Raw genomic sequence first — 20843 nt, 5'->3', positions numbered from 1 at the left:
CCCGTCACCGACCGCAAGGGCCACGACCGCCGCTACTCCCTCGACATCACCAAGATCCACGAAGAACTCGGCTACACCCCCAGCATCACCCTCGACCAGGGCCTCGCCGACACCGTCACCTGGTACCGCGACAACCGCACCTGGTGGGAACCCCTCAAGACCACACCCACCGCATGACCCGCCTACTCGTCACCGGCGCCGGCGGGATGCTCGGCCGGGACCTGGTCACCGTGCTGAACGCCAGGTCCGACCTCAAGGTGACCGCTGCGGGCCGCGCCGATCTGGACGTCACCGACCCCACCGCTGCACGGGCGGCCGTCGCCGAGCACGACATCGTGATCAACACGGCGGCGTGGACAAATGTCGACGGCGCCGAGGCCGACGAGGCGGCAGCCACCGCCGTCAACGGCCACGGCGTCGCGAACCTCGCGTCGGCGTGTGCCGCCAGCGGCACCCGGCTCATCCAGATCTCCACCGACTACGTCCTCGCCGGCGACGCCCAGTCCCCCTACCCGGAGGACGCCCCCACCGCGCCGGTGAACGCCTACGGCCGGGGCAAGCTCGTCGGCGAGCAGGCCGTCGCCCGACTGCTGCCCGACAGCGGCTACGTGGTCCGCACCGCCTGGCTGTACGGCGCGCACGGGCCGAACTTCGTGGCCACCATGCTCCGGCTCGCCACCCAGCGGGAGTACATCGACGTGGTCGACGACCAGCACGGCCAGCCCACCTGGTCCTACCGGCTCGCCGAACAGCTCGTCGCACTCGCCGACGCCGCCCTCGCCGGCCAGGCCGCCGCGGGCGTCTACCACAGCACCTGCGCCGGCCAGACCACCTGGTACGGGCTCGCCCGCGCGGCGTTCACGCTGGCCGGTCTGGACCCCGACCGGATCCGACCCACCACCAGTGACCGGTATCCTCGTCCTGCCCCCCGGCCGGCGTACAGTGTGCTAGCACACGGCCGCTGGGCGGCCGCAGGTCTGCCGTCGCTCCCCGACTGGCATGCCACCCTCGTCGACGCATTCGACTCCCCCACTCCGCCCGCTCCGTGGAAGGTCGCATGAAGCTCACCCTCGTCACCGGGCTGACCGGCCTGATATTGCTGGCCACCATCGTCGAGCTGCTGCGCCGCCGGCAGCTTCGCGAAAAGTACGGCATGCTCTGGCTCGGCGTCCTGGTGATCGTCATCCCCCTGTCGCTCTTCCCCCGCCTGCTGGACAACGTCGCCGAACTGCTCGGCGTCGCCTCCGGCGTCAGCCTTGTGCTCTTCCTCGGCATCGTCTTCCTGCTGCTGGTCTGCGTGCACCTCAGCTGGGAGGTCAGCCACCTGGAAGAAGAGACCCGCACCCTGGCCGAAGAATTCGCCCTGCTCCGGTCCGAGATCGACGCGGAGCGAGCGGCCCGGAACGAACTGGTGTCCACCGATGGTTAACGGCAAGCGGGTTCTGATCATCATCCCGGCGCTCAACGAGTCCGGCTCGATCGCCGACGTCGTCGGCGAGGTCCGCGGCGAGCTGCCCGGCGTCGACGTGATCGTCATCGACGACGGCTCCACCGACCGCACCGCCGCGGTCGCCGCCGCGGCCGGCGCCCGCGTCGCCAAGCTGCCGTACAACCTCGGCGTCGGCGGCGCCATGCGGGTGGGCTACCGGTACGCGCGCGACCACGACTACGACGTCGCCATCCAGATCGACGCGGACGGCCAGCACGACCCCCGGTACGTGCCGAAGCTCGTCGACCTGCTCGACGAGACCGACCTGGTGATCGGCGCCCGGTTCGCCGGCGAGGGTGACTACAACGTCCGCGGCCCCCGCCGCTGGGCCATGGTCATGCTCTCCGCCGTGCTGTCCCGCGTCGCACACACCAAGCTCACCGACACCACCTCCGGGTTCCGGGCCGCCAACCGTCGAGTGATCGACATGTTCGCCACCTGGTACCCGGTGGAATACCTGGGCGACACCGTGGAGACGCTCGTGCACACCGCCCGACGCGGCTACACCATCCGCCAGGTGCCGGTGGCCATGCGCAAGCGGATGGCGGGCACCCCCAGCCACTCCCCCGCCAAGGCCATGATCTACCTCGGCCGCGCCTTCGCCGTCCTCACGTTGGCGCTCATTCGCCGGTGATCCGCCGGCTCCTGAGTCTGGTCCCACCGGGCACCGTCGCCGTCGGCGCCGGCCTCGCCCTGCTGGGGCTCGCCTCCTACGTTCACCTGGCAGTCGCCGGGCACAGTCTCACCGAGGCGGACTACAACTCCCTCTCCGTGCTCTGGACGATCGTCTTCACCCTCGGCATCGGCCTGTTCATGCCGGTCGAGCAGGAGGTCGCCCGACTCGTCGCCGCCCGGCACAGCCAGGGCCTCCCCCCCGGGCCGGTACTGGCCCGGGGTGCGGCCCTGGCCGCCGGCCTGCTCGCCGCCGTGGTCGCGCTGATCATCGTCTTCCGGGAGACGCTCGCCGACCGGCTCTTCGCCGGCGACGACACCATGGTCACCGTCCTGATCGGCGCGCTGGCCGGACTCGCCGTCGCGCACACCACCCGCGGCATCCTCTCCGGCCTGCAACTGTTCCCCTGGTACGGCACCCAACTCGGCATCGACGGCGGTCTGCGGATCGCGCTCGTCACCGTCCTCGGCCTGAACGGCGTCACCGACCCCGTCTGGTACGGCGCGGTGCTGGTCATCGCGCCCGTCGCCGGCGCCATCCTCACCGCACCACCGGTCCTGCGCGCCGTCGGCGGCGGCGTTCCCGTGGCCTGGGCGAGCCTGGTGCGCGGCCTCGGCCTCCTCATCGCCTCCAGCCTGCTCGCCCAGGTCGTGGTCAACATCGGCGTGATCAACGTCAAGGTGCTGGACCCCTCCGACGAGGCGACCGCCGGCGCGCTGCTCTCCGCGCTGGTGCTGGTCCGGATCCCGCTGTTCGTCTTCGCCTCGTTGCAGGCATCGCTGCTGCCCGGCCTCTCCACCTCGGCCAGCACCGGCGACCTCACCGGCTTCCACAGCCTGCTGCGCCGCGCCCTGGGCATCGTCAGCGCCCTCGGCCTCACCGGCGCCGTCCTCGCCGTGCTTGTCGGCCCACAACTGGTGCAGACCCTCTTCGACGCGCCCGGAGTCCTCGGCCACGCCGACTTCGCCTGGCTCGCCGTCGCCACCCTCGCCTACCTGTGGGCGATGGTCCTCGGCCAGGCACTCCTGGCCCTCGACCGGCACCGGGCACAGGCCCTCGCCTGGGCCATCGGGGTGGCCGCACTCGTCGTCGCGACGCTCGCCCCGGTCTCCACCGCGCTGCGAGTCGAACTCGGCTACGCCATCGGCTCCGTCGTGGTCGCCGCCGTCATGGCCGTGCTGCTGCGCACCCACGCCGCCCGCCCGGCAGCACCCACCCACGCCCCGGCCTTCGAGGCTGCCGCGCCGGGAGTGACCGCAGGACCCTGACCAGGGCCACACCCCCGCGCATCGCGGCCACACCGAACGGCGGCGGGGGGCACGCCCGCCGCCGCAGACGCTGGACGTACGGCGGCGGGCGGCCCGAACACCGGACCGCCCGCCGCCGTACCAACAGGTGTTACTTGCCGTCCGCCGGCTTGTCCTCCAGGTCAGCGGACGCCGCCGACGTCGTCGGCTTGTGCGACTCGGTGGTGGGCTGCGCCGGAGTGTCCGGGCCACCCGCATCCGCCGGCTGCTCCGCGGCGGACACGTCGCCGTCCAGCAACGCGGTCAGCGCCGCACCGGTGATCCGGCGGAACGTCCGCCCCACCCGGTGGCGGTCCAACACCGCCACCTCCAACTGGTTGGCGGCGATCGTCCGGGCCGCGCCGCCCTCGCCACCAACCGTGCTCAACGCCTGCACCGCCACCCGGGCCGCCTCGGCGAGGGACATGTCCGCACGGTGCTGGGACTTCAGCACACCGGTGATCGCCTCAGCCTGGCCGCCCATGGCCATCCGACCCGGCTCGTCGTTGACCGAACCGTCGTACGTCAGCCGGTACAACTCGTCGTCGTCCGCGGTCGCCCCGACCTCCGCCACGCAGATCTCCACCTCGAACGGCTTCGACTGCTCGGTGAAGATCGCACCGAGCGTCTGCGCGAACGCGTTGGCCAGAGCCCGCCCGGTGACATCCCGCCGGTCGTAGCTGAGCCCGTTCAGGTCGGCCATCCGCACACCGGCCCGGCGCAGATTCTCGAACTCGTTGTACCGACCGACCGCGGCGAACCCGATCCGGTCGTAGATCTCGCTGACCTTGTGCAGGGCGCTGGAGAGGTTCTCCGCGACGAAGAGCACCCCGCCGGAATAGCTGAGGACCACGGCGCTGCGACCCCGAGCGATGCCCTTGCGGGCCAACTCGGAGCGGTCGCGCATGATCTGTTCGGGCGAGGCGTAGAACTGCATGGCCACGGCGGCGGTTCTCCTTACGGCGCGGTGCTGACGACTGCTGACTGGTGGGGGTGGAAGGGGGTCACCCGCCCGGGTTCTCCATCCGACCGGCGACCACGCCCTCGGCGATCGCCGCCGTCTCGGCGTCGGTCAACCGGCGGGTGCCCTCGGCGGTAGCGGTCATCACCACCGGATAGATCCGACGGGTCAGATCCGGTCCGCCGGTCGCGGTGTCGTCGTCCGCCGCGTCGTAGAGCGCCTCGACCGCGAGGCGGGTGGCGTCGTCGACCGACACACCGGCCCGGAAGCGCTTCTTCAGCGCCGACTTCGCGAAGAGCGAGCCGGAGCCGATCGCGTCGTACCCGGTCTCCTCGTACGGACCGCCGGTCACGTCGAAGCTGAAGATCCGACCGGCCCGCGCCGGGTCGGCGGCGGCCAGGTCGAACCCGGCGAACAGCGGGACCACGGCCAGGCCCTGCATGGCCGCACCCAGGTTGCCGCGGATCATCGACGCCAACCGGTTGGCCTTGCCGTCGAGCGAGAGCATCGCGCCCTCGATCTTCTCGTAGTGCTCCAGCTCCACCTGGAACAGTCGCATCAGCTCGATCCCGATGCCAGCCGTGCCCGCGATCCCCACCAGGGAGTACGCGTCGGCCGGGTGCACCTTCTCGATGTCACGCTGGGCGATCAGGTTGCCCATGGTGGCCCGCCGGTCTCCGGCCATCACGACGCCACCGGCGGCCGAGATGGCCACGATGGTGGTCGCGTGCGGCGCCAGGTCCGCTGCCATGCCCGGCGGCAACGGCCGCCGGCCGGGCAGCATCTCGGGGGCCGCCCGACTCAGGAACGTCGTGAAGGAGGACGTCCCCGCGTTGGTGAACACATCTGGTAGACGCCCGGATGGATCAAAGCCCGCTGCCACGTGGTTCCTCTCAGATACGTGATCGCCCTGGCCAGCCTCATGGGACTGTCACGGAACTGGCCAAGACCACCGTTGCAGTTGAAGCAGAGTATCCCGCGCACCCACCCGGTGCGATGATCGTGGTCCAGATGTTGCGGGTGCGCGCCGCCACAGATCGCGCAGACCCCGCCCTGCTCGGCCAGGAGCTCCTGAAACTCCTTCTCCCCGACGCCGTACCGCCGCCGCAGGTGGTACTCGCGCGTGCCGCCGTGCAGCCGGATCTTGCTCTCCTTGCCCTTCTCGTTGTGGCAAGGCTTGCAGTATCGGCCGTGTCCCCCACGACCGGAGCGATTCCGGGGAAAGTCATCGAGGGGCTTGGTGGCATCACAGGCCGGGCACCGTCGGTGCCCCTCCGGCACCGACGGCAGCTGACGCACGTCCCGGCCCTGCTGCTCCTTCAGACGCTTGGCGTAGCTGGCCTTCGAGCGGACGTTGAAGCACGGCTTGCAATAGCTGCCGCGACCGTCCGGTCTCTTGCTGTTGGCACAGAACTGATCGAGGGGCAGCCACTCGCCGCAATCTCGACAGCGGCGCTGGCCATCTCGGTCATCTGAGAGACGAGGCATGTCCGGTTTGACCGCTATTGCCTCTATTGCCCCCCTTTCTGCACATAGCCCCTGACAAATTCCTCTGCGTTTTCTTCGAGGACGGAGTCGATCTCGTCGAGGAGGTCGTCGACGTCCTCGGTGATCTCGGCGTGCCGCTCGGCCACCTCGGGGTTGGCCTCGGTGGTGACGTCCTCGATTTCCTCGCCCTGACGGGACTTGCCGGACTGCGACTGGCCGCCGCTGTCATGAGTGGCCATTGCTGCCTCCTCCACGATCGTCTGCGATGAACTTACCTCGCGCGGGCGACGAAAAGCCCGCCGCGCGCCGGCTTGCGGCACGCGGCGGGCATAAGGACGTGCGTTCAGCCGCCGGTCAACGTCTCCAGCAGATCCTTCGCGCTGGCGCAGCGGTCGAACAGCGCCCCGACGTGCGCGCGCGTGCCGCGCTCCGGCTCCATCATCGGCACCCGGACGAGCGATTCCCGGCCCACGTCGAAGATCACCGAATCCCAGCTCGCGGCGACGACCTCGGACGCGTACTGGGCCAGGCAGCGGCCCCGGAAGTAGGCCCGGGTGTCCTCCGGCGGCTCGGTCATCGCGGTGCGCGTCTCGTCGTCGGTGAGTAGCGTCTTCATCGCCTTTCGGGTGACCAGGCGGTGGTAGAGGCCCTTCTCCGGCCGGACGTCGGAATACTGCAGGTCGACCAGTTGCAGCTTGTGCGAGCCCCAGCCGAGCTTCTCCCGCTCCCGGTAACCTTCGAGCAGCCGCAGTTTGGCCACCCAGTCCAACTCGTCGGCGCAGAGCATCGGGTCCCGGCCGAGCCGGTCCAACACACTCTCCCAGCGGTCGAGCACATCGACGGTCTGCTCGTCGGCGTCGGTGCCGTAGCGGTCGTCGACAAAGGACCGGGCGCGTTCCAGGTACGCCCACTGCAGGTCGAGTGCGGTGAGCCGGCGTCCGTCGCGCAGTCGCATGAGGTGCGCCAGGCCGGGATCGTGGCTGACCGCGCGCAGCTCGCTGACCGGGTCGGCGATGCCGAGGTCGGCGCCGAGCGCCTTCTCCTCGATCATGTTGAGGATCAGGGCGGTGGTGCCGACCTTGAGGTAGGTGGAGATCTCGGAGAGGTTGGCGTCGCCGATGATCACGTGCAGCCGACGGTACTTGTCGGCGTCGGCGTGCGGCTCGTCGCGGGTGTTGATGATGGGCCGCTTGAGGGTGGTCTCCAGGCCCACCTCGACCTCGAAGAAGTCGGCGCGCTGGGAGATCTGGAAGCCGCTCTGCCCGCCGTCCTGACCGATGCCGACCCGGCCCGCGCCGCAGACGATCTGGCGGGTGACGAAGAACGGCGTCAGGTACGCCACGATGTCGGCGAACGGGGTCTGCCGGCGCATCAGGTAGTTCTCGTGGGCGCCGTAGCTGGCCCCCTTGTTGTCGGTGTTGTTCTTGTAGAGGTGGATCGGCTGGCTGCCCGGGATGGTGGCGGCCCGGCGGGACGCCTCGGCCATCACCCGCTCACCAGCCTTGTCCCAGCGCACGATGTCGCGGGGGGTGGTGACCTCCGGGGTGGAGTATTCGGGGTGGGCGTGGTCGACGTAGAGACGGGCGCCGTTGGTGAGTATCACGTTGGCGAGGCCGAGGTCCTCGTCCGCGAGGGCCTCGGCGGGGTCGTAGGCGGCTCCGGAGTAGGTGAATCCGCGGGCGTCGCGCAGCGGCGACTCTTCCTCGTAGTCCCAGCGGGCTCGACCACCCCGGTTGAGCTCGGGGCGTGCCCCGTAGGCGTTGACCACCTGTGATGAGGTGACCATCGGGTTGGCTCCGGCCTGTCCGGGCACGGAGATGCCGTACTCGACTTCGGTGCCCATGATCCGACGTACCGTCATGCGACCACTCGCTTCGCTCGCCCCTGGAGCCGGCGTACCCGCCGCTCACACCATCGAGACTAGTCTGCGCGGTGGCGTACCGCGCGGCCCTGCCGGTCGGCGCGGCGCGGCTGCCGTGCCGTGGCGGGTCGTGGTGACACCCTGCTCCGCCGGCGCGGCGCGCCCGTTGGGCGCGTGAATGTCGTCGATGGCCTGCGGAGCGCGCGGGTCGGCCACGACGGGCCACCGTGGGCGGGGCGCGGACGCGTGGGCTGGTGGGGACGCACGGGCTGGTTGGGGACGCACGCAGCGGCGGCACCGGACGAGGTCCGATGCCGCCGCTGGCGGTCAGAGGTACTGGCCGGTGTTGCTGGCGGTCTCGATGGACCGGCCGGCCTCGGCGCCCTTGCCACCGGAGACGAGCGTGCGGATGTAGACGATCCGCTCGCCCTTCTTGCCGGAGATGCGCGCCCAGTCGTCGGGGTTTGTGGTGTTGGGGAGGTCTTCGTTCTCGCGGAACTCGTCGACGCAGGCGTCGAGCAGGTGCTGCAGGCGCAGCCCCTTGCGACCGGAGGTGAGGAACTCCTTGATGGCCATCTTCTTGCTCCGGTCGACGATGTTCTGGATCATCGCGCCGGAGTTGAAGTCCTTGAAGTAGAGGACTTCCTTGTCACCGTTGGCGTAGGTGACTTCGAGGAAGCGGTTCTCCTCCGTTTCGGAGTACATCCGCAGCACCACGGCGTCGATCATCGCCGCGACGGTGGCCTGGGGGTCGGTGCCGTGCTCGGCCAGGTCGTCCGGGTGCAGGGGCAGCCCGGCGAGGATGTACTTGGAGAAGATGTCCTTGGCCGCTTCGGCGTCCGGTCGCTCGATCTTGATTTTCACGTCGAGCCGACCGGGGCGCAGGATCGCCGGGTCGATCATGTCTTCCCGGTTGGAGGCGCCGATGACGATGACGTTCTCCAGCCCCTCCACGCCGTCGATCTCGCTGAGCAGCTGCGGGACGATGGTGTTCTCCACATCGGAGGAGACACCGGAGCCACGGGTCCGGAAGATCGAGTCCATCTCGTCGAAGAACACGATCACCGGCGTGCCCTCGCCGGCCTTCTCCCGTGCCCGTTGGAAGATCAGCCGGATGTGCCGCTCGGTCTCGCCGACGTACTTGTTGAGCAGCTCGGGGCCCTTGATGTTGAGGAAGAAGCTGGTGTGCTTCTCCTTGCCCTGCCGTTCGGCGATCTTCTTGGCCAGCGAGTTGGCCACCGCCTTGGCGATGAGCGTCTTGCCACAGCCCGGCGGGCCGTAGAGCAGGATGCCCTTGGGCGGGCGGAGCTGGTGCTCACGGAACAGGTCCGCGTGCAGGAAGGGAAGCTCCACCGCGTCGCGGATCTGCTCGATCTGCGACTGGAGGCCACCGATGTCGCCGTAGTCGACGTCGGGCACCTCCTCCAGGACCAGCTCCTCGACCTCGCTCTTCGGGATCCGCTCGTACGCGTACGCCGAGCGGGGCTCGATCATGAGCGAGTCGCCGGCTCGGATCGCCGAGCCGATGAGGGTCTCGGCGAGGTGCACGATGCGCTCCTCGTCGGAGTGTGAGACCACCAGCGCCCGGTCACCCGGCCCGCCGTTTGGTCCCTCCAGGATCTCCTTGAGCATCACGACCTCGCCGACCCGCTCATAGCCGAACGCGTCGACGATGTTGAGCGCGTCGTTGAGCAGGACCTCCTGGCCACGGCGCAGGTCACCCACGTCCAGCGAGGGTGAGACCGCGACCCGTAGTTTGCGACCGCCGGTGAAGACGTCCACCGAGCCGTCGTCGTGCTTGGCCAGGAAGACGCCATAGCCACTCGGCGGTTGCGCGAGCCGGTCGATCTCCTCCTTGAGCGTCACGATCTGCGTGCGAGCCTCCTTGAGGGTGCTCACCAGCCGGTCGTTGTTCTCGGTCAGCCGCGCCAACTGTGCCTGGGTGGCCGCCAGCCGCTCTTCGAGCTGCCGGACGTGTCGGGGGCTTTCGGTCAACTTGCGCCGCACCAGAGCGAGTTCCTCCTGAAGGAACGCGACCTGCGTGGAGAGATCGTGGGCTTCCTTCTCCCACCGTGCGGCGCGCGAGTCCGCGTCGTCGCTGCGTGCTGCCACGTCCCACCTCCCCGGGGGGCTTGAACGTTCTGCCCTAACACTAGCCGCTATGAGGCCGATTCGGTCCCACGCAACACCCTCGTCACCGAACCTTGATCGCCAAGGGTGGCCTGACGGGCGGTTACCGGCGTTCGGGTACCGTCGGAGTGTAGGTCGGGAGAACATGGGGGGTGCACCGGTGACCGAGGTCGCGACCGATCAGCTGCAGGTCTGGGTCGACCAGGATCTGTGCACGGGCGATGGGCTCTGCGTGCAGTACGCGCCGGAGGTTTTCGAGTTCGACATCGACGGTCTGGCGTACGTCAAGGGTGCCGACGGTGAGCTGCTGGCGGCGCCGGGCAGCCGTGTCGACGTGCCCGAGCACCTGCGGCTCGAGGTGATCGACTCGGCGAAGGAGTGCCCGGGCGACTGCATCCACGTGGTGCGCGGCGACGGTGTCGAGGTCGCCGGTCCGGACGCCGAGGAAGACTGAGTCACCCACCGGCCGGGCCACGCGGCCCGGCCGGACCCGGAAGGGGTACGCCTCAGAGCATCGGACGGCCGACCACCGAGGCGACCAGCCGCGCGAATTCCTCCAGCCGGGCGATCTGCCCCGCCCCACCGTCGTCGAGGGTCTTGCCGAAGCGCAGCGCGTCGTGCCGTGGCGTGCCCACCATCTCCTCGCTCGGTGGCGCCTCGTCCAGCGAGGTGAGCAGCAGGTAGACGTCGATGCTGTCGACCCGGATCTCGCCGCTCTCGGCGCGGTTGAGCCGCCGCCGGCAGCCGACCTCGGTCACGGTGGAAACCGGCACGACCCGCAAGGACGAGGTCATCGAGCCGGGAGGACCCTCCTCGGGCGGCACGTCCTCGCCGTGCCAGAGGATCAGCCGGCTGCCGTCGCAGACGACGACCTCCTGCCACACGCCGTTGACCTCGTTGACGAAGCGTTCCAGGGTGAAGCCGAGCACGGACGCGCCGCGCAGCACGCCGCCGAGCGCCTCCAGGGCGACGTCCGGGTCGCGCAGGTAGGCCCGCGCCGCCGACTCCAGATCCTGGTAGGGCGACCAGTCGGGAAAGACCGCGGGGAGGTCACCGCCGCCGTAGCCCGGTCGGCTCATGCCATCGCCTCCCCCTGCTCGGCGGTGCCTCCGGCCAGCTCGATGGTCACGGCCTGTCCATCTCCCCCGTACCGTTGGGCTGCGCATCCGCCACCTGGGCGGCGGCCTGTCGGGCCGCCTCCGCCGCGCGGAGGTCCTGGCGGCGCTGCGCGTACGCCTCGGTGCCCTTGCTGGGCTTGCGGCGGCGCGGCGGCGCGGTGACCCCGGGGGCCAGCTTGCGCGCGGACACCAGGAACGCGGTGTGCGCGATCATCCGGTGGTCCGGCCGGACGGCGAGGCCCTCGGCGTGCCAGTCGCGCACCAGGGACTCCCAGGCGCGCGGCTCGGTCCAGCCGCCGCGCTCGCGCAGCGCCTCCACCAGCTCGGACAGCTGCGGCGTGGTGGCGACGTAGCCGATGAACACCCCGCCGGGGACCAGCGCCCGCTCGACCATGCCGAGAGTCTCCCAGGGGGTCAGCATGTCCAGGATGATCCGGTCGAACCCGGTCTCCTGGCACTGCGCGACGTCACCGACGTGCAGGTGCCACGACGGGTGCGGCCCGTTGAAGAACGCCTCGACGTTGCGCTTGGCGATCTGGGCGAAGTCGTCGCGCAGCTCGAACGAGTGCAGCTCACCCTCGGTGCCGACGGCCCGCAGCAGGGAGCAGCTCAGCGCGCCGGAGCCGGCGCCGGCCTCGAGGACCTTGGCGCCGGGGAAGATGTCACCCATCGCGACGATCTGCGCCGAGTCCTTCGGGTAGATCACCTGGGCGCCGCGCGGCATGGACAGCACATAGTCCGACAGGAGGGGCCGCAACGCGAGGAAGGCGGTGCCGCCACCGGCGGTGGTGACCACGCTGCCGTCGGGGAGCCCGATCAGCGTGTCGTGCGCCAGGATGCCGCGGTGGGTGTGGAACTCCTTGCCGGGCTCCAGCGTCACGGTGTGCATCCGCCCCTTGGGGTCGGTCAGCTGAACCCGGTCGCCGGGCCGGAACGGCCCACGGTGCACGGGTGTCAGCGCCGGGGTGGTGGGGTCGGCTCCGACGGTGGAGGGAGTTGCGGTCACGGTGTCATCTTCCGGTTGGGTTCGAGGAGCTGTGCAAGGTCCGCGATGTGCAGAATGCCGACGACATCTTCGCCTGACGTCACCACGTACTGCGCGCCCGGGTAGGTCTGTACGGCCTCCATCACCCGCTCGCCGTCCCAGCCGACCGACAGGGCGGGAAGTGTGCCCAGTGCGCGGGCGACGGCGTCCACCGCCAGCCATGGTCGGCGGTCGACGGGCACCGCGTCGGCGGCGGCCGGGTCGACGAGCGCCACCGGCCGCCCGGTGGAGTCGGTGACCAGCAGGGCCGAGGCGGGCTGCCCGCCTTCGGCGCGTCGGCGCTGGGCTTCGGCCAGGGGCGTACCGGTGGTCACCGGCCAGACCGGGCGGGCCAGCCGGGAGAGGTCGATCAGCGGGAACCGGCGGCTGACCCGGGCGGCCCGGACGGCCTGCCCGGCGCCCCGCCAGAGGGTGACGGCGACCAGCAGCATCAGCGGCAGCGCCAGCGGCGACAGGACGTCGACCACGGTCAGCAGCCCGACCAGGGCGGCGGTGCCGACCGCCACGACCCGGCCGGCCCAGCCGGCGACCTCGGTGCCGAGGTGCCGGTCGCGGGTCAGCCCCCAGACGGCGGCGCGCAGCGCCCGGCCGCCGTCGAGCGGCAGCCCGGGCAGACTGTTGAACACCGCGACGATGACGTTGCTGACCGCGAGTTGGAAGGCGAGCTGGTGCGCCACCGTCCGCTCGGGCAGGGCGAGGGTGGCGGCGACCGCGAGGACTCCGAGCACCGCGGAGACCGCCGGCCCGGCCAGCGAGACCAGCAGGTCGACACGGGGGGACGGGGCGTCCCGGTCCATCTCGGTGTAGCCGCCGAGCAGTTCCAGGGTGATTCCGCGCACACCGATGCCGTACCGGCGGGCGGTGAGGGCGTGGCCCAACTCGTGCAGCAGCACCGAGCCGAGCAACGACACCACGAACCCGAAGCCGATCAGGTAGCCGCTGATCTGCGGCAGGTCGAGCTGTCGGCGGGCGAATTCGGCGTACAGGACGGCGATGAGCACCGCGAACAGGACCATGGAGCCGTTGAGGTGCAACGGCACCCCGAACACCCGGCCGACGTTCAGGCCGAGACGCCGGTCGGGTCGGCGTGGCGGCGGGGATGTCTGCTCCATCGCCACGATGCTACGGACCGTCGCCGCGCGGGGCGGGCGGCGGTCGGTGTCACACCGGTGCCCTAACCTTTGCCGACATGACGGCGGAATCGGTCACCACCCCCCAGCCCTCCCTCGCGGCGCAGGCGCCGCCGACGGTGCGGGCCTCGCTGTCGCCGTCGCGGGCGGCGGATTTCAAGACCTGCCCGCTGCTCTACCGCTTCCGAAGCATCGACCGGCTGCCCGAGCGCACCACGATCGAGCAGGCCCGGGGCACGTTGGTGCACGCGGTGCTGGAGCGCCTGTTCGACCTGCCGGCGACCGGCCGCACGCCGGCGGCGGCCGGCGACCTGGTGGCCCCCCAGTGGGACCGGCTGGTCACGGAGCAGCCGGAGCTGGCCGCGATCTTCGACGGCGCGGAGCCGGCCGGCCCGGTGGAGTTCCTGCGCTCGGCCGCCGGGCTGCTGGAGGGCTACTTCGCGGTGGAGGACCCGACCCGGCTGGAGCCGGCCGAGCGCGAGAGCCTGATCTCGGCGGTGGTCGACGACGAGTTGCTGATCCGGGGCTACCTGGACCGGCTCGACGTCGCTCCGGACGGCGCGCTGCGGGTCGTCGACTACAAGACCGGGGGCGCGCCCCGGGAGGCGTTCGAGGCGCGGGCGCTGTTCCAGTTGAAGTTCTACGCCCTGGTGTTGTGGCGCACCCGAGGGGTGGTGCCCCGGGTGCTGCGGTTGCTCTACCTGCGTGACGCCGAGGTGTTGGACTACACGCCGGACGCCGACGAGCTGGTCCGCTTCGAGCGCACGGTGGTGGCGCTGTGGCGCGCGATCGAGCAGGCCACCGCCCGGCAGGATTTCCGGCCCCGGCCGAGCAAGCTGTGCGACTGGTGCAGTCACCAGGCTCTGTGCCCGAGCTTCGGCGGCACCCCGCCGCCGTTCCCGGTGGCGGCGGCGACCGCTGATCCGCTGCGCGACGCCCGGTCTGCGCCGGTGGTGCCCGGCGCCGACGAGTGACGACCCGCGGCGGGCCGTTCGTGCGCGCCGCGGTGCGTCCGGTCGGTCGCTGACCGCCCCCGCCGCGGGCACCGCGGACCCGGCCGAAGCGGTGCCGCGTCGGTGCCGACACCGCGGCGGGGAGGCCTCTACCGTGGTCCGCGACGCACGTCCGCCGTACGCGAGGATGAGCGGTGCGGGCGCGACGTCGGCGGAACGGGAGACGAGATGACGGATCGGGTGGCCCCGGCGCGGCCGGTGCGGATCCTGCTCGCCGACGACCAACCGCTGCTGCGCACCGGCTTCCGGATGGTGCTGGGGGCCGAGAGTGACCTGAATGTGGTGGCCGAGGCCGGCGACGGTGTGGAGGCGGTGGAGCTGTCCCGCCGGCTGCTGCCCGACGTCGTGCTGATGGACATCCGGATGCCCCGGATGGACGGGGTGGCGGCGACCCGGGCCATCGTCGACTCCCGGCTGCCGGTGCGGGTGCTGGTGCTCACCACGTTCGACCTGGACGAGTACGTGGTGGGGGCGCTGCGCGCGGGCGCCAGCGGGTTCCTGGCCAAGGACGTGCCCGCCGAGGAGCTGATCGCGGCGATCCGCACGGTGGCCGGCGGGGACGCGGTGGTCTCGCCGCGGATCCTGCGGCGGCTGCTGGAGCGCTTCGCCGACCTGCTGCCCGATCCGGCGGCGACGCCCGCGCCGGTGCTCAACGCGCTCACCGACCGGGAACGCGAGGTGCTGGTGCAGGTGGCTCGGGGGTTGTCCAACGCCGAGATCGCGGCGGTGCTGTCGGTCAGCGAGACCACGGTGAAGACCCACGTCGGGCGCCTGCTGACCAAGCTGCGACTACGCGACCGGGTGCAGGCCGTGGTGCTGGCGTACGAGTCGGGTCTGATCCGCCCCGGGGCGTAGCTGAGGTCCGGCGGCTACCCCACTCGGCGTACTCGGAAATCCCTCCGTGGGGGGACGGCCCCGTTGCCGCGCTCACCTACCGTGACCGGAGACGGCTCGGCGCGGTTGACCCTCCGGTGGCGTGAGGGCGCAGTCTCGGGTTCGGCGCTGTCACCGGTCGCGGGAATCGGGTCGACCGGTCGTCGGGTCAGGGGCAACCCTGATCCGACATCGGGGGCGACCCGCAGCGGGAAATCCGCGCCGGGTCCCCCCAGGGGCGGACGGAACGGGCGTGAGCAGCGCCGATGATGGAACAGTCACGCCGGACCATCGGGGGGCGGCGTGAGCAGACGGACAGACGGAAGAGGTAGATGACGTGACCGCGACGGTAGGCCAGGCGCAGGCCGCGGCCCGGGCGAACGACGTGTGGAAGGTGTACGGCAGCGGCGAGGCTCAGGTCATCGCGCTGCGGGGGGTCAGCGCCGAGTTCGAACGTGGCCGGTTCACCGCGATCATGGGGCCGTCGGGTTCGGGCAAGTCGACGCTGATGCACTGCCTGGCCGGCCTGGACTCGGTGACCCGGGGGACGGTGGCGATCGGTGAGACGACAGTCACCGGGCTGGGCGACGCGGGGCTGACGAAGCTGCGCCGCGACAAGGTGGGCTTCATCTTCCAGCAGTTCAACCTGCTGCCCACGCTGACCGCCAAGGAGAACATCCTGCTGCCGTTGTCGATCGCCGGGCGCAAGCCGGACCCGGCCTGGTACGACACGGTGATCACCACGGTTGGTCTGAAGGACCGGCTGGACCACCGGCCGGCGCAGCTCTCCGGCGGACAGCAGCAGCGGGTGGCGTGCGCGCGTGCCCTGGTCTCCCGCCCCGAGGTGATCTTCGCGGACGAGCCGACCGGCAACCTGGACTCGCGCTCCGGCGCGGAGGTGCTCAACTTCCTGCGTAGCTCGGTCCGCGAGCACGGCCAGACGATCGTGATGGTCACCCACGACCCGACCGCCGCCGCGTACGCCGACCGGGTGGTCTTCCTCGCCGACGGGCAGATCGTCTCGGAGTTGATCGAGCCGACCGCCGAGACGGTGCTGGACACCATGAAGAAGCTGGACACTCCGGCCGAGGTGGGCAACTGATGTTCCGGGCGACACTGAAGAGTCTGCTGGCCCGCAAGGTCCGGCTGATCCTGTCCGGTCTGGCGGTGGTGCTCGGGGTGATGTTCGTCTCCGGTGCCTTCGTGTTGACCGACACGCTGGGGCGTTCGTTCGACTCCGTCTTCGCCGACGGCTTCTCCGAGATCGACGTGAACGTCGCGGCGAAACCGAAGGTGGAGCTCAGCGAGATGGAGGGCGAGCAGACCTCGGCTCCGCTGCCCGCCGCCGTGGTGGAACGGGTCAAGCAGGTGCCGGGGGTGGCTTCGGCGACCGGCATCGTCAACGCCGACGGCGCCCGCGTGGTCGGCAGCAACGGCAAGGTGATCACCTCGTTCGGTCCGCCCCAGTTGGGCGAGAACTGGATCGGCGAGAGCGACCTGATGCAGTTGCGGGAGGGGCGCGCGCCGCAGGCCGAGGACGAGGTCGTGCTCAACAAGGCGCTGGCCACGGCGGCGAAGGTGCAGGTCGGCCAGAAGGTGGGCGTGCTCACCGCGTTCGAGTCGAAGAAGCGGGACTTCACCCTGGTCGGCATCATGGGCTACAGCGGTGACCGGGACTCGATCGGCGGGGTCAACGAGGTCTTCTTCACCACGCCGGTGGCGCAGCGGCTGATGCTCGGCGAGCCGGACACGTTCAGCAGCGTCACCGTCCGCACCGCCGGTGGGGTCTCCGACGAGACGCTGCGCGACGACGTGGCCCGCGCGCTGGGGCCGGACTTCGAGGTGAAGACCGGTGAGCAGGTGGCCGCGGACGCGTCGGCCGGCCTGAAGGAGGGCTTGTCCTTCTTCAACAAGATCCTGCTCGGCTTCGCCGCAGTGGCGTTGCTGGTCGGCACGTTCCTGATCCTCAACACCTTCTCGATCATCGTCGCGCAGCGCACCCGGGAGTTGGCGTTGATGCGCGCCATCGGGGCCAGCGGTCGGCAGATCATCGGCTCGGTGGTGTTGGAGGCCATCGCGGTGGGGCTGATCGCCTCGGTGCTCGGTCTCGCCGCCGGCATCGGGGTGGGGGCGCTGCTGGCGTTCCTGTTCGGCAAGCTGGCCGGTGGGCTCACCCTGGCCGGGATCGGCGTGCCGGCGGCCGCGGTGATCGGCTCGTTCGCGGTCGGTCTGGTCATCACCGTGGTGGCGGCGCTGCTGCCGGCGCTGCGGGCGTCGCGGATCCCGCCGATCGCAGCCATGCAGGACGTGGCCACCCCGGACCGGCCGTTGACGAAGATCACCGTGACCGGGTCGGTGGTCACCGGCATCGGCGCGGTGCTGCTGTTCCTCGGGCTCAGCGGCAACGCCCGGGGCAGCACGCTGCCCACCATCCTGGGTGGGGTGCTGTTCGCCTTCATCGGTGTGGCGCTGCTGACCCCGCTGATCAGTCGGCCGGTGGTGAACCTGCTCGGCGCGATCTTCTCCTGGTCGGTGCCGGGCAAGCTGGGCCGGCTCAACTCCGGGCGGAACCCGCGCCGCACGGCGATCACCGCCGCGGCGCTGATGGTCGGCATCGCGCTGGTCACCGGCGTCACGGTGATCCTCGACTCGGCCAAGGGCAGCATCAGCGCGCTCGCCGAGGACACCATCAAGGCCGAGCTGGTGATCTCCGGCCAGCAGGGCGGTCCGCGTCCGCCGAGCTTCGACCCGGCGGTGCTGGACAAGGCCAAGGCCCTGCCCGGCGTGCAGCTGGTCGACGGCGAGTACGGCGACATGGCGAAGCTCGACGGCGAGAGCACCTGGGTCGGGGCGAGCAGTGACATCGCGTCGTTGCGGCAGATCTTCGGGGCGAAGGCCACCGCCGGTGACATCGACCGGCTCGGGCCAACCGAGATGCTGTCCAGCTCGGACACGGCCACCTCGCGTGGCTGGTCGGTGGGTTCGACGGTCAAGGTGCAGTTGACCCGGGGTGAGGTGCGGACGTACACCGTCAGCGGCATCTACGAGTCGTCCCAGCTGACCAACCCGGTGATGTTGCCGGTGCAGGCCGCGAGGGACTTCACCATCCCGCAGCCCAGCCAGGGATTCATCCAGCTAGCCCCCGGTGCCCGGGTCGCCGACGTGCAGCCCCAGGTGGAGACGCTGCTGGCGGACAGCCCCGAGGTGTCGGTGGCTGACCGGGACGCGTTCATCAAGCAGCAGACCGGTCAGCTCGACGGGCTGCTCACGATGATCCAGATCCTGCTGGCCCTGGCCATCGTGATCGCCGTGCTCGGCATCATCAACACCCTGGCGCTGTCGGTGCTGGAGCGGACCCGGGAGTTGGGTCTGCTGCGGGCGATCGGCCTGCGCCGGGGCCAGACGATGGGCATGATCACCGTGGAGGCGGTGGTGATCTCCGTGTTCGGCGCGCTGCTGGGCGTGGCGGTCGGCACCGGTCTCGGCGCCGCGGTGGTCGAGGCGCTCAAGGACGAGGGCATCACCGACCTGATCCTGCCCTGGGGACAGATGGGTATCTTCCTCGGTCTCGCCGCGATCATCGGTGTGGTGGCCGCGGTGCTGCCGGCCATCCGGGCGGCCCGGATCAACGTCCTGGGAGCGATCGCCCACGACTGATCGGCAACAGCCGACGCCCCCGGTCGCCCAGTGCGATCGGGGGCGTCGGCCGTCTCGGGGCGATGCGTCCCCGGTCGACGCTCAGGCGGCTGGGCGCCGAATCTCAGCCGGTCGCCGCGGCCCGGTCGGCCAGCAGCGTCGCGAGCAGCCCCAGGTCCACGCCGGTCAGGCTCTCCACCTGGTGTACGCCGGCAGTGCGCGCAAGCGCCACCTCCGCCGGTACGGCCAGCACCGCCGCACCGGAGGCGAGCGCGCTGGCCACCCCGGTCGGCGAGTCCTCGATCGCCACGCACCGCGCGATCGGCACACCGAGTAGCCGGGCGGCGGTCAGGTAGGGCTCCGGGTGCGGCTTGGCCGCCACCACCTCGTCGCCGGCGACCACGGTGTCGAAGTTGTCCCGGCCCAGGGTGTCCAGGGCGATCTCGACAAGCGCCCGAGGGCTGGAGGTGACAAGCGCGGTGGGGATTCCCGCCGCGCGGACCGCGCGCAGCAGCTCGTACGCGCCGGGCCGCCAGGGCAGTCCGCTACGGAACAGCTCCAGGATCCGGGCGTTGATCCACGCCGCGCTGATCTCCGGATCCCGTTCGGGCTGCCGCAGGTCGTCGTGCAGGATGCGCATCGACTCGGCCATGGCCGTGCCGATGATCGACCGGCGGGCGTCCTCGGACAGCTCCCCGCCGTACTCCTGGGCGAGTTCCTGGAGCGCGACGTCCCACAGCTTCTCGCTGTCGACGAGCGTGCCGTCCATGTCGAAGAGCACGGCGGCGGGGTGGTGGTGGCTGCTCAGCGGATCCTCCAGGGTCGTGGCCGACACCGGCGATCCTGCCAGGCCGGCGTCCCGCCGGTGACCGCGATGGACGCCGACGTGATCGGGGCAACCCGCTCAGCCCAGGTCGCAGGCCGCCAGTGAGCGCTCGTAGCCGCGGAAGAACGAGTCGGTGCGCTGCTCGGCGGTGCCGTGCGAACCCTCCGCGAACCACGGCTGGTCCGGGTCGTCGCCGACGGCCGCCAGCCCCTCGCGGAACTCGTCGAGGTCACCATCGGCCAGGGTCAGGACCTTGGCGCGCACCGAGTCACCGAGGTACGCGCCGGCCATGCAGTCGGCCTGCAACTCCTGCTGGATGGTGAAGCTGTAGTTGATGCCGAGCCGTACCTGGATGCCGTGAGCGTACTCGTGACCGAGCAGGTAGAACACGAACGCGTCGCCGACCTGGCGGAACGCCGCCACCGACCAGGCGACGTCGTACGCGATGAAGTCGCCCTGCGAGCAGTAGACGGCGTTGTTGCGGGGCAGCGGCTCGCCCCCGCAGGACACCTCGCCCGCCCGCTGGTACGGGGTGATCCGCCGGATCGGTTGGAACCGCTGCCCGGACTCCTTGAACTGCGCCGCCCAGTACCGTTCGGCGATCGTCTGCGCGTCGGCGACGTCCTGCTCGAATTCGGCGACGCTTGTGGTGCCGTCGGCCCGGGTGGTGTTCGGCGTCGGGGAACCCTGCGAACGGGCGGGCGCGGGGCGCTCGCCCTCCGGCTCGGCCAGCCCGCCCCCGGCGCAGGCGAGCGACAACAGGGCGGCGATCAGCAGGGCCGCAACCGGTCCCCCGGCGGCGCGTCCTGACCGTGTGCCCACTGTGCCTCCCCAGACATCCGTGCTCGCGCTGGTAGTACCCCGACAAGGTGACCGAAACGCCCGTCACCGGATTCACGTGCGCCGGCTGCGGATGGTTCACGGCAACCGTGTCGTACGGCCAGAATGGCCGGGGGCGGGTGCGGCCGTCCGGCGCGGAGGGTCGTGGTGCACGAGCTGGGCAGTCGCCGTCAGCCGGCCTCGCGGCCGCGCTGCCAGGTGTCGCCCTGGTCGCCGTGTCGCTCGGCCTCGTAGCGCTGCTGCCGGCCGTGGGCGTCCCGACCGGCCGCGCGTGCGTCGCTCCCGATCTCGCCCGTCCGTCGCCCCCGCCGAACCACCACCCCGAACGCGACAACAGCTACTGCCGCGAACCCTCCAACCACGACCCAGACCACCGCCATGCCCGCCAACCTAACCCACCCCACCCACCCCACCCCACCCACCACTCCCCCGTTGATCATGGAGTTGTTGCCACCGGCATCGGCGTGTCGGAGC

General features: G+C 70.9%; 22 protein-coding genes and 1 pseudogene. 11 read left to right on the top strand and 12 right to left on the bottom strand.

Going from position 1 to position 20843, the window contains the following annotated elements:
• The 5 genes and pseudogenes from AB0C25_RS19725 to AB0C25_RS19705 all read left to right on the top strand — a co-directional run.
• Nucleotides 1-177 (top strand): annotated as a pseudogene (locus AB0C25_RS19725) (dTDP-glucose 4,6-dehydratase); the annotation flags it as partial.
• Complete coding sequence (gene rfbD / locus AB0C25_RS19720) at nucleotides 174-1061, top strand: dTDP-4-dehydrorhamnose reductase (protein WP_357375024.1); 888 nt, start codon at nucleotides 174-176, stop codon at nucleotides 1059-1061. The pseudogene AB0C25_RS19725 and the gene rfbD, both read left to right, overlap by 4 nt.
• Nucleotides 1058-1429 (top strand): DUF2304 domain-containing protein, encoded by a 372-nt coding sequence (locus tag AB0C25_RS19715; protein WP_357375022.1) that lies wholly within the window; start codon nucleotides 1058-1060, stop codon nucleotides 1427-1429. The genes rfbD and AB0C25_RS19715 overlap by 4 nt, the downstream gene beginning before the upstream one ends.
• Nucleotides 1422-2123 carry a glycosyltransferase family 2 protein gene (locus AB0C25_RS19710; RefSeq protein ID WP_357375019.1) on the top strand — a complete coding sequence of 234 codons (702 nt, stop codon included), beginning with the start codon at nucleotides 1422-1424 and terminating at the stop codon, nucleotides 2121-2123. Before AB0C25_RS19715 ends, AB0C25_RS19710 begins: the two co-directional genes overlap by 8 nt.
• Complete coding sequence (locus AB0C25_RS19705) at nucleotides 2120-3430, top strand: polysaccharide biosynthesis protein (RefSeq protein WP_357375017.1); 1311 nt, start codon at nucleotides 2120-2122, stop codon at nucleotides 3428-3430. The genes AB0C25_RS19710 and AB0C25_RS19705 overlap by 4 nt, the downstream gene beginning before the upstream one ends.
• A gap of 130 nt (nucleotides 3431-3560) precedes the next feature.
• Here the strand turns inward: AB0C25_RS19705 and prcA are convergent, their stop codons facing one another.
• From prcA to AB0C25_RS19690, 3 genes are all read right to left on the bottom strand, one after another.
• Entirely contained in the window at nucleotides 3561-4391 is an 831-nt protein-coding gene (prcA, locus tag AB0C25_RS19700; RefSeq protein WP_357375014.1) for a proteasome subunit alpha, read from the bottom strand.
• 61 nt (nucleotides 4392-4452) lie between these two features.
• On the bottom strand, nucleotides 4453-5292 hold the full coding sequence (gene prcB, locus AB0C25_RS19695) for a proteasome subunit beta (RefSeq protein WP_357375012.1): 840 nt from the start codon (nucleotides 5290-5292) through the stop codon (nucleotides 4453-4455).
• Nucleotides 5211-5474, bottom strand: a complete 264-nt coding sequence (locus tag AB0C25_RS19690) for an endonuclease VII domain-containing protein (protein WP_357375059.1) — start codon at nucleotides 5472-5474, stop codon at nucleotides 5211-5213. The genes prcB and AB0C25_RS19690 overlap by 82 nt, the downstream gene beginning before the upstream one ends.
• On the opposite strand from AB0C25_RS19690, the gene AB0C25_RS19685 reads away from it, so the two are divergent.
• Complete coding sequence (locus AB0C25_RS19685; RefSeq protein ID WP_357375061.1) at nucleotides 5406-5885, top strand: hypothetical protein; 480 nt, start codon at nucleotides 5406-5408, stop codon at nucleotides 5883-5885. The two genes, AB0C25_RS19690 and AB0C25_RS19685, sit on opposite strands and share 69 nt — an antisense overlap.
• A 35-nt stretch (nucleotides 5886-5920) precedes the next feature.
• On the opposite strand, the gene AB0C25_RS19680 is transcribed toward AB0C25_RS19685, so the two are convergent.
• The 3 genes from AB0C25_RS19680 to arc all read right to left on the bottom strand — a co-directional run bounded on the left by AB0C25_RS19680 (nucleotide 5921) and on the right by arc (nucleotide 9870).
• Nucleotides 5921-6136 carry a ubiquitin-like protein Pup gene (locus AB0C25_RS19680; protein WP_030332902.1) on the bottom strand — a complete coding sequence of 72 codons (216 nt, stop codon included), beginning with the start codon at nucleotides 6134-6136 and terminating at the stop codon, nucleotides 5921-5923.
• A gap of 104 nt (nucleotides 6137-6240) precedes the next feature.
• Entirely contained in the window at nucleotides 6241-7758 is a 1518-nt protein-coding gene (gene dop / locus AB0C25_RS19675) for a depupylase/deamidase Dop (protein ID WP_357375010.1), read from the bottom strand.
• 327 nt (nucleotides 7759-8085) lie between these two features.
• Nucleotides 8086-9870, bottom strand: a complete 1785-nt coding sequence (arc, locus tag AB0C25_RS19670) for a proteasome ATPase (RefSeq protein WP_357254251.1) — start codon at nucleotides 9868-9870, stop codon at nucleotides 8086-8088.
• 178 nt (nucleotides 9871-10048) lie between these two features.
• Here arc and AB0C25_RS19665 point away from each other — a divergent pair, with 178 nt between their 5' ends.
• On the top strand, nucleotides 10049-10342 hold the full coding sequence (locus AB0C25_RS19665; protein WP_357254249.1) for a ferredoxin: 294 nt from the start codon (nucleotides 10049-10051) through the stop codon (nucleotides 10340-10342).
• Between the two features lie 52 nt (nucleotides 10343-10394).
• Here the strand turns inward: AB0C25_RS19665 and AB0C25_RS19660 are convergent, their stop codons facing one another.
• The 3 genes from AB0C25_RS19660 to AB0C25_RS19650 are packed head-to-tail and all read right to left on the bottom strand — an operon-like array spanning nucleotide 10395 to nucleotide 13100.
• A complete protein-coding gene (locus tag AB0C25_RS19660) occupies nucleotides 10395-10967 on the bottom strand; it encodes a hypothetical protein (protein ID WP_203120203.1) in 573 nt (190 codons plus the stop codon).
• Nucleotides 10968-11013: 46 nt separating this feature from the next.
• Nucleotides 11014-11964 carry a tRNA (adenine-N1)-methyltransferase gene (locus AB0C25_RS19655; RefSeq protein WP_357375057.1) on the bottom strand — a complete coding sequence of 317 codons (951 nt, stop codon included), beginning with the start codon at nucleotides 11962-11964 and terminating at the stop codon, nucleotides 11014-11016.
• A gap of 44 nt (nucleotides 11965-12008) precedes the next feature.
• A complete protein-coding gene (locus AB0C25_RS19650) occupies nucleotides 12009-13100 on the bottom strand; it encodes a site-2 protease family protein (protein ID WP_357375055.1) in 1092 nt (363 codons plus the stop codon).
• A gap of 140 nt (nucleotides 13101-13240) precedes the next feature.
• On the opposite strand from AB0C25_RS19650, the gene AB0C25_RS19645 reads away from it, so the two are divergent.
• From AB0C25_RS19645 to AB0C25_RS19630, 4 genes are all read left to right on the top strand, one after another.
• Nucleotides 13241-14155 carry a PD-(D/E)XK nuclease family protein gene (locus AB0C25_RS19645; protein ID WP_357375007.1) on the top strand — a complete coding sequence of 305 codons (915 nt, stop codon included), beginning with the start codon at nucleotides 13241-13243 and terminating at the stop codon, nucleotides 14153-14155.
• Nucleotides 14156-14362: 207 nt separating this feature from the next.
• Nucleotides 14363-15049 (top strand): response regulator transcription factor, encoded by a 687-nt coding sequence (locus tag AB0C25_RS19640; RefSeq protein ID WP_357375005.1) that lies wholly within the window; start codon nucleotides 14363-14365, stop codon nucleotides 15047-15049.
• Nucleotides 15050-15404: 355 nt separating this feature from the next.
• Complete coding sequence (locus AB0C25_RS19635; protein ID WP_357375003.1) at nucleotides 15405-16169, top strand: ABC transporter ATP-binding protein; 765 nt, start codon at nucleotides 15405-15407, stop codon at nucleotides 16167-16169.
• Nucleotides 16169-18724: an ABC transporter permease gene (locus AB0C25_RS19630; RefSeq protein WP_357375001.1), complete on the top strand. Its 2556-nt coding sequence runs from the start codon at nucleotides 16169-16171 to the stop codon at nucleotides 18722-18724. The genes AB0C25_RS19635 and AB0C25_RS19630 overlap by 1 nt, the downstream gene beginning before the upstream one ends.
• A 103-nt stretch (nucleotides 18725-18827) precedes the next feature.
• Here AB0C25_RS19630 and AB0C25_RS19625 read toward each other — a convergent pair whose 3' ends face one another.
• The 3 genes from AB0C25_RS19625 to AB0C25_RS19615 form a co-directional block, all read right to left on the bottom strand.
• Complete coding sequence (locus AB0C25_RS19625) at nucleotides 18828-19484, bottom strand: HAD family phosphatase (RefSeq protein WP_357375053.1); 657 nt, start codon at nucleotides 19482-19484, stop codon at nucleotides 18828-18830.
• A 123-nt stretch (nucleotides 19485-19607) separates the two neighbouring features.
• Nucleotides 19608-20351: a neutral zinc metallopeptidase gene (locus AB0C25_RS19620; RefSeq protein ID WP_357374999.1), complete on the bottom strand. Its 744-nt coding sequence runs from the start codon at nucleotides 20349-20351 to the stop codon at nucleotides 19608-19610.
• A gap of 188 nt (nucleotides 20352-20539) precedes the next feature.
• The gene (locus tag AB0C25_RS19615; protein WP_357374997.1) at nucleotides 20540-20749 is read right to left on the bottom strand and encodes a hypothetical protein; all 210 of its coding nucleotides are present in this window, start codon (nucleotides 20747-20749) and stop codon (nucleotides 20540-20542) included.
• Between the last annotated feature and the right edge of the window lie 94 nt (nucleotides 20750-20843).

Origin of the sequence: Micromonospora sp. NPDC048839 (assembly GCF_040649915.1) — a bacterium.
GTDB lineage: Bacteria > Actinomycetota > Actinomycetes > Mycobacteriales > Micromonosporaceae > Micromonospora.
The sequence above is the reverse complement of the archived record's forward strand: the minus strand, read 5'-3'. Positions and strand labels throughout refer to the sequence as shown.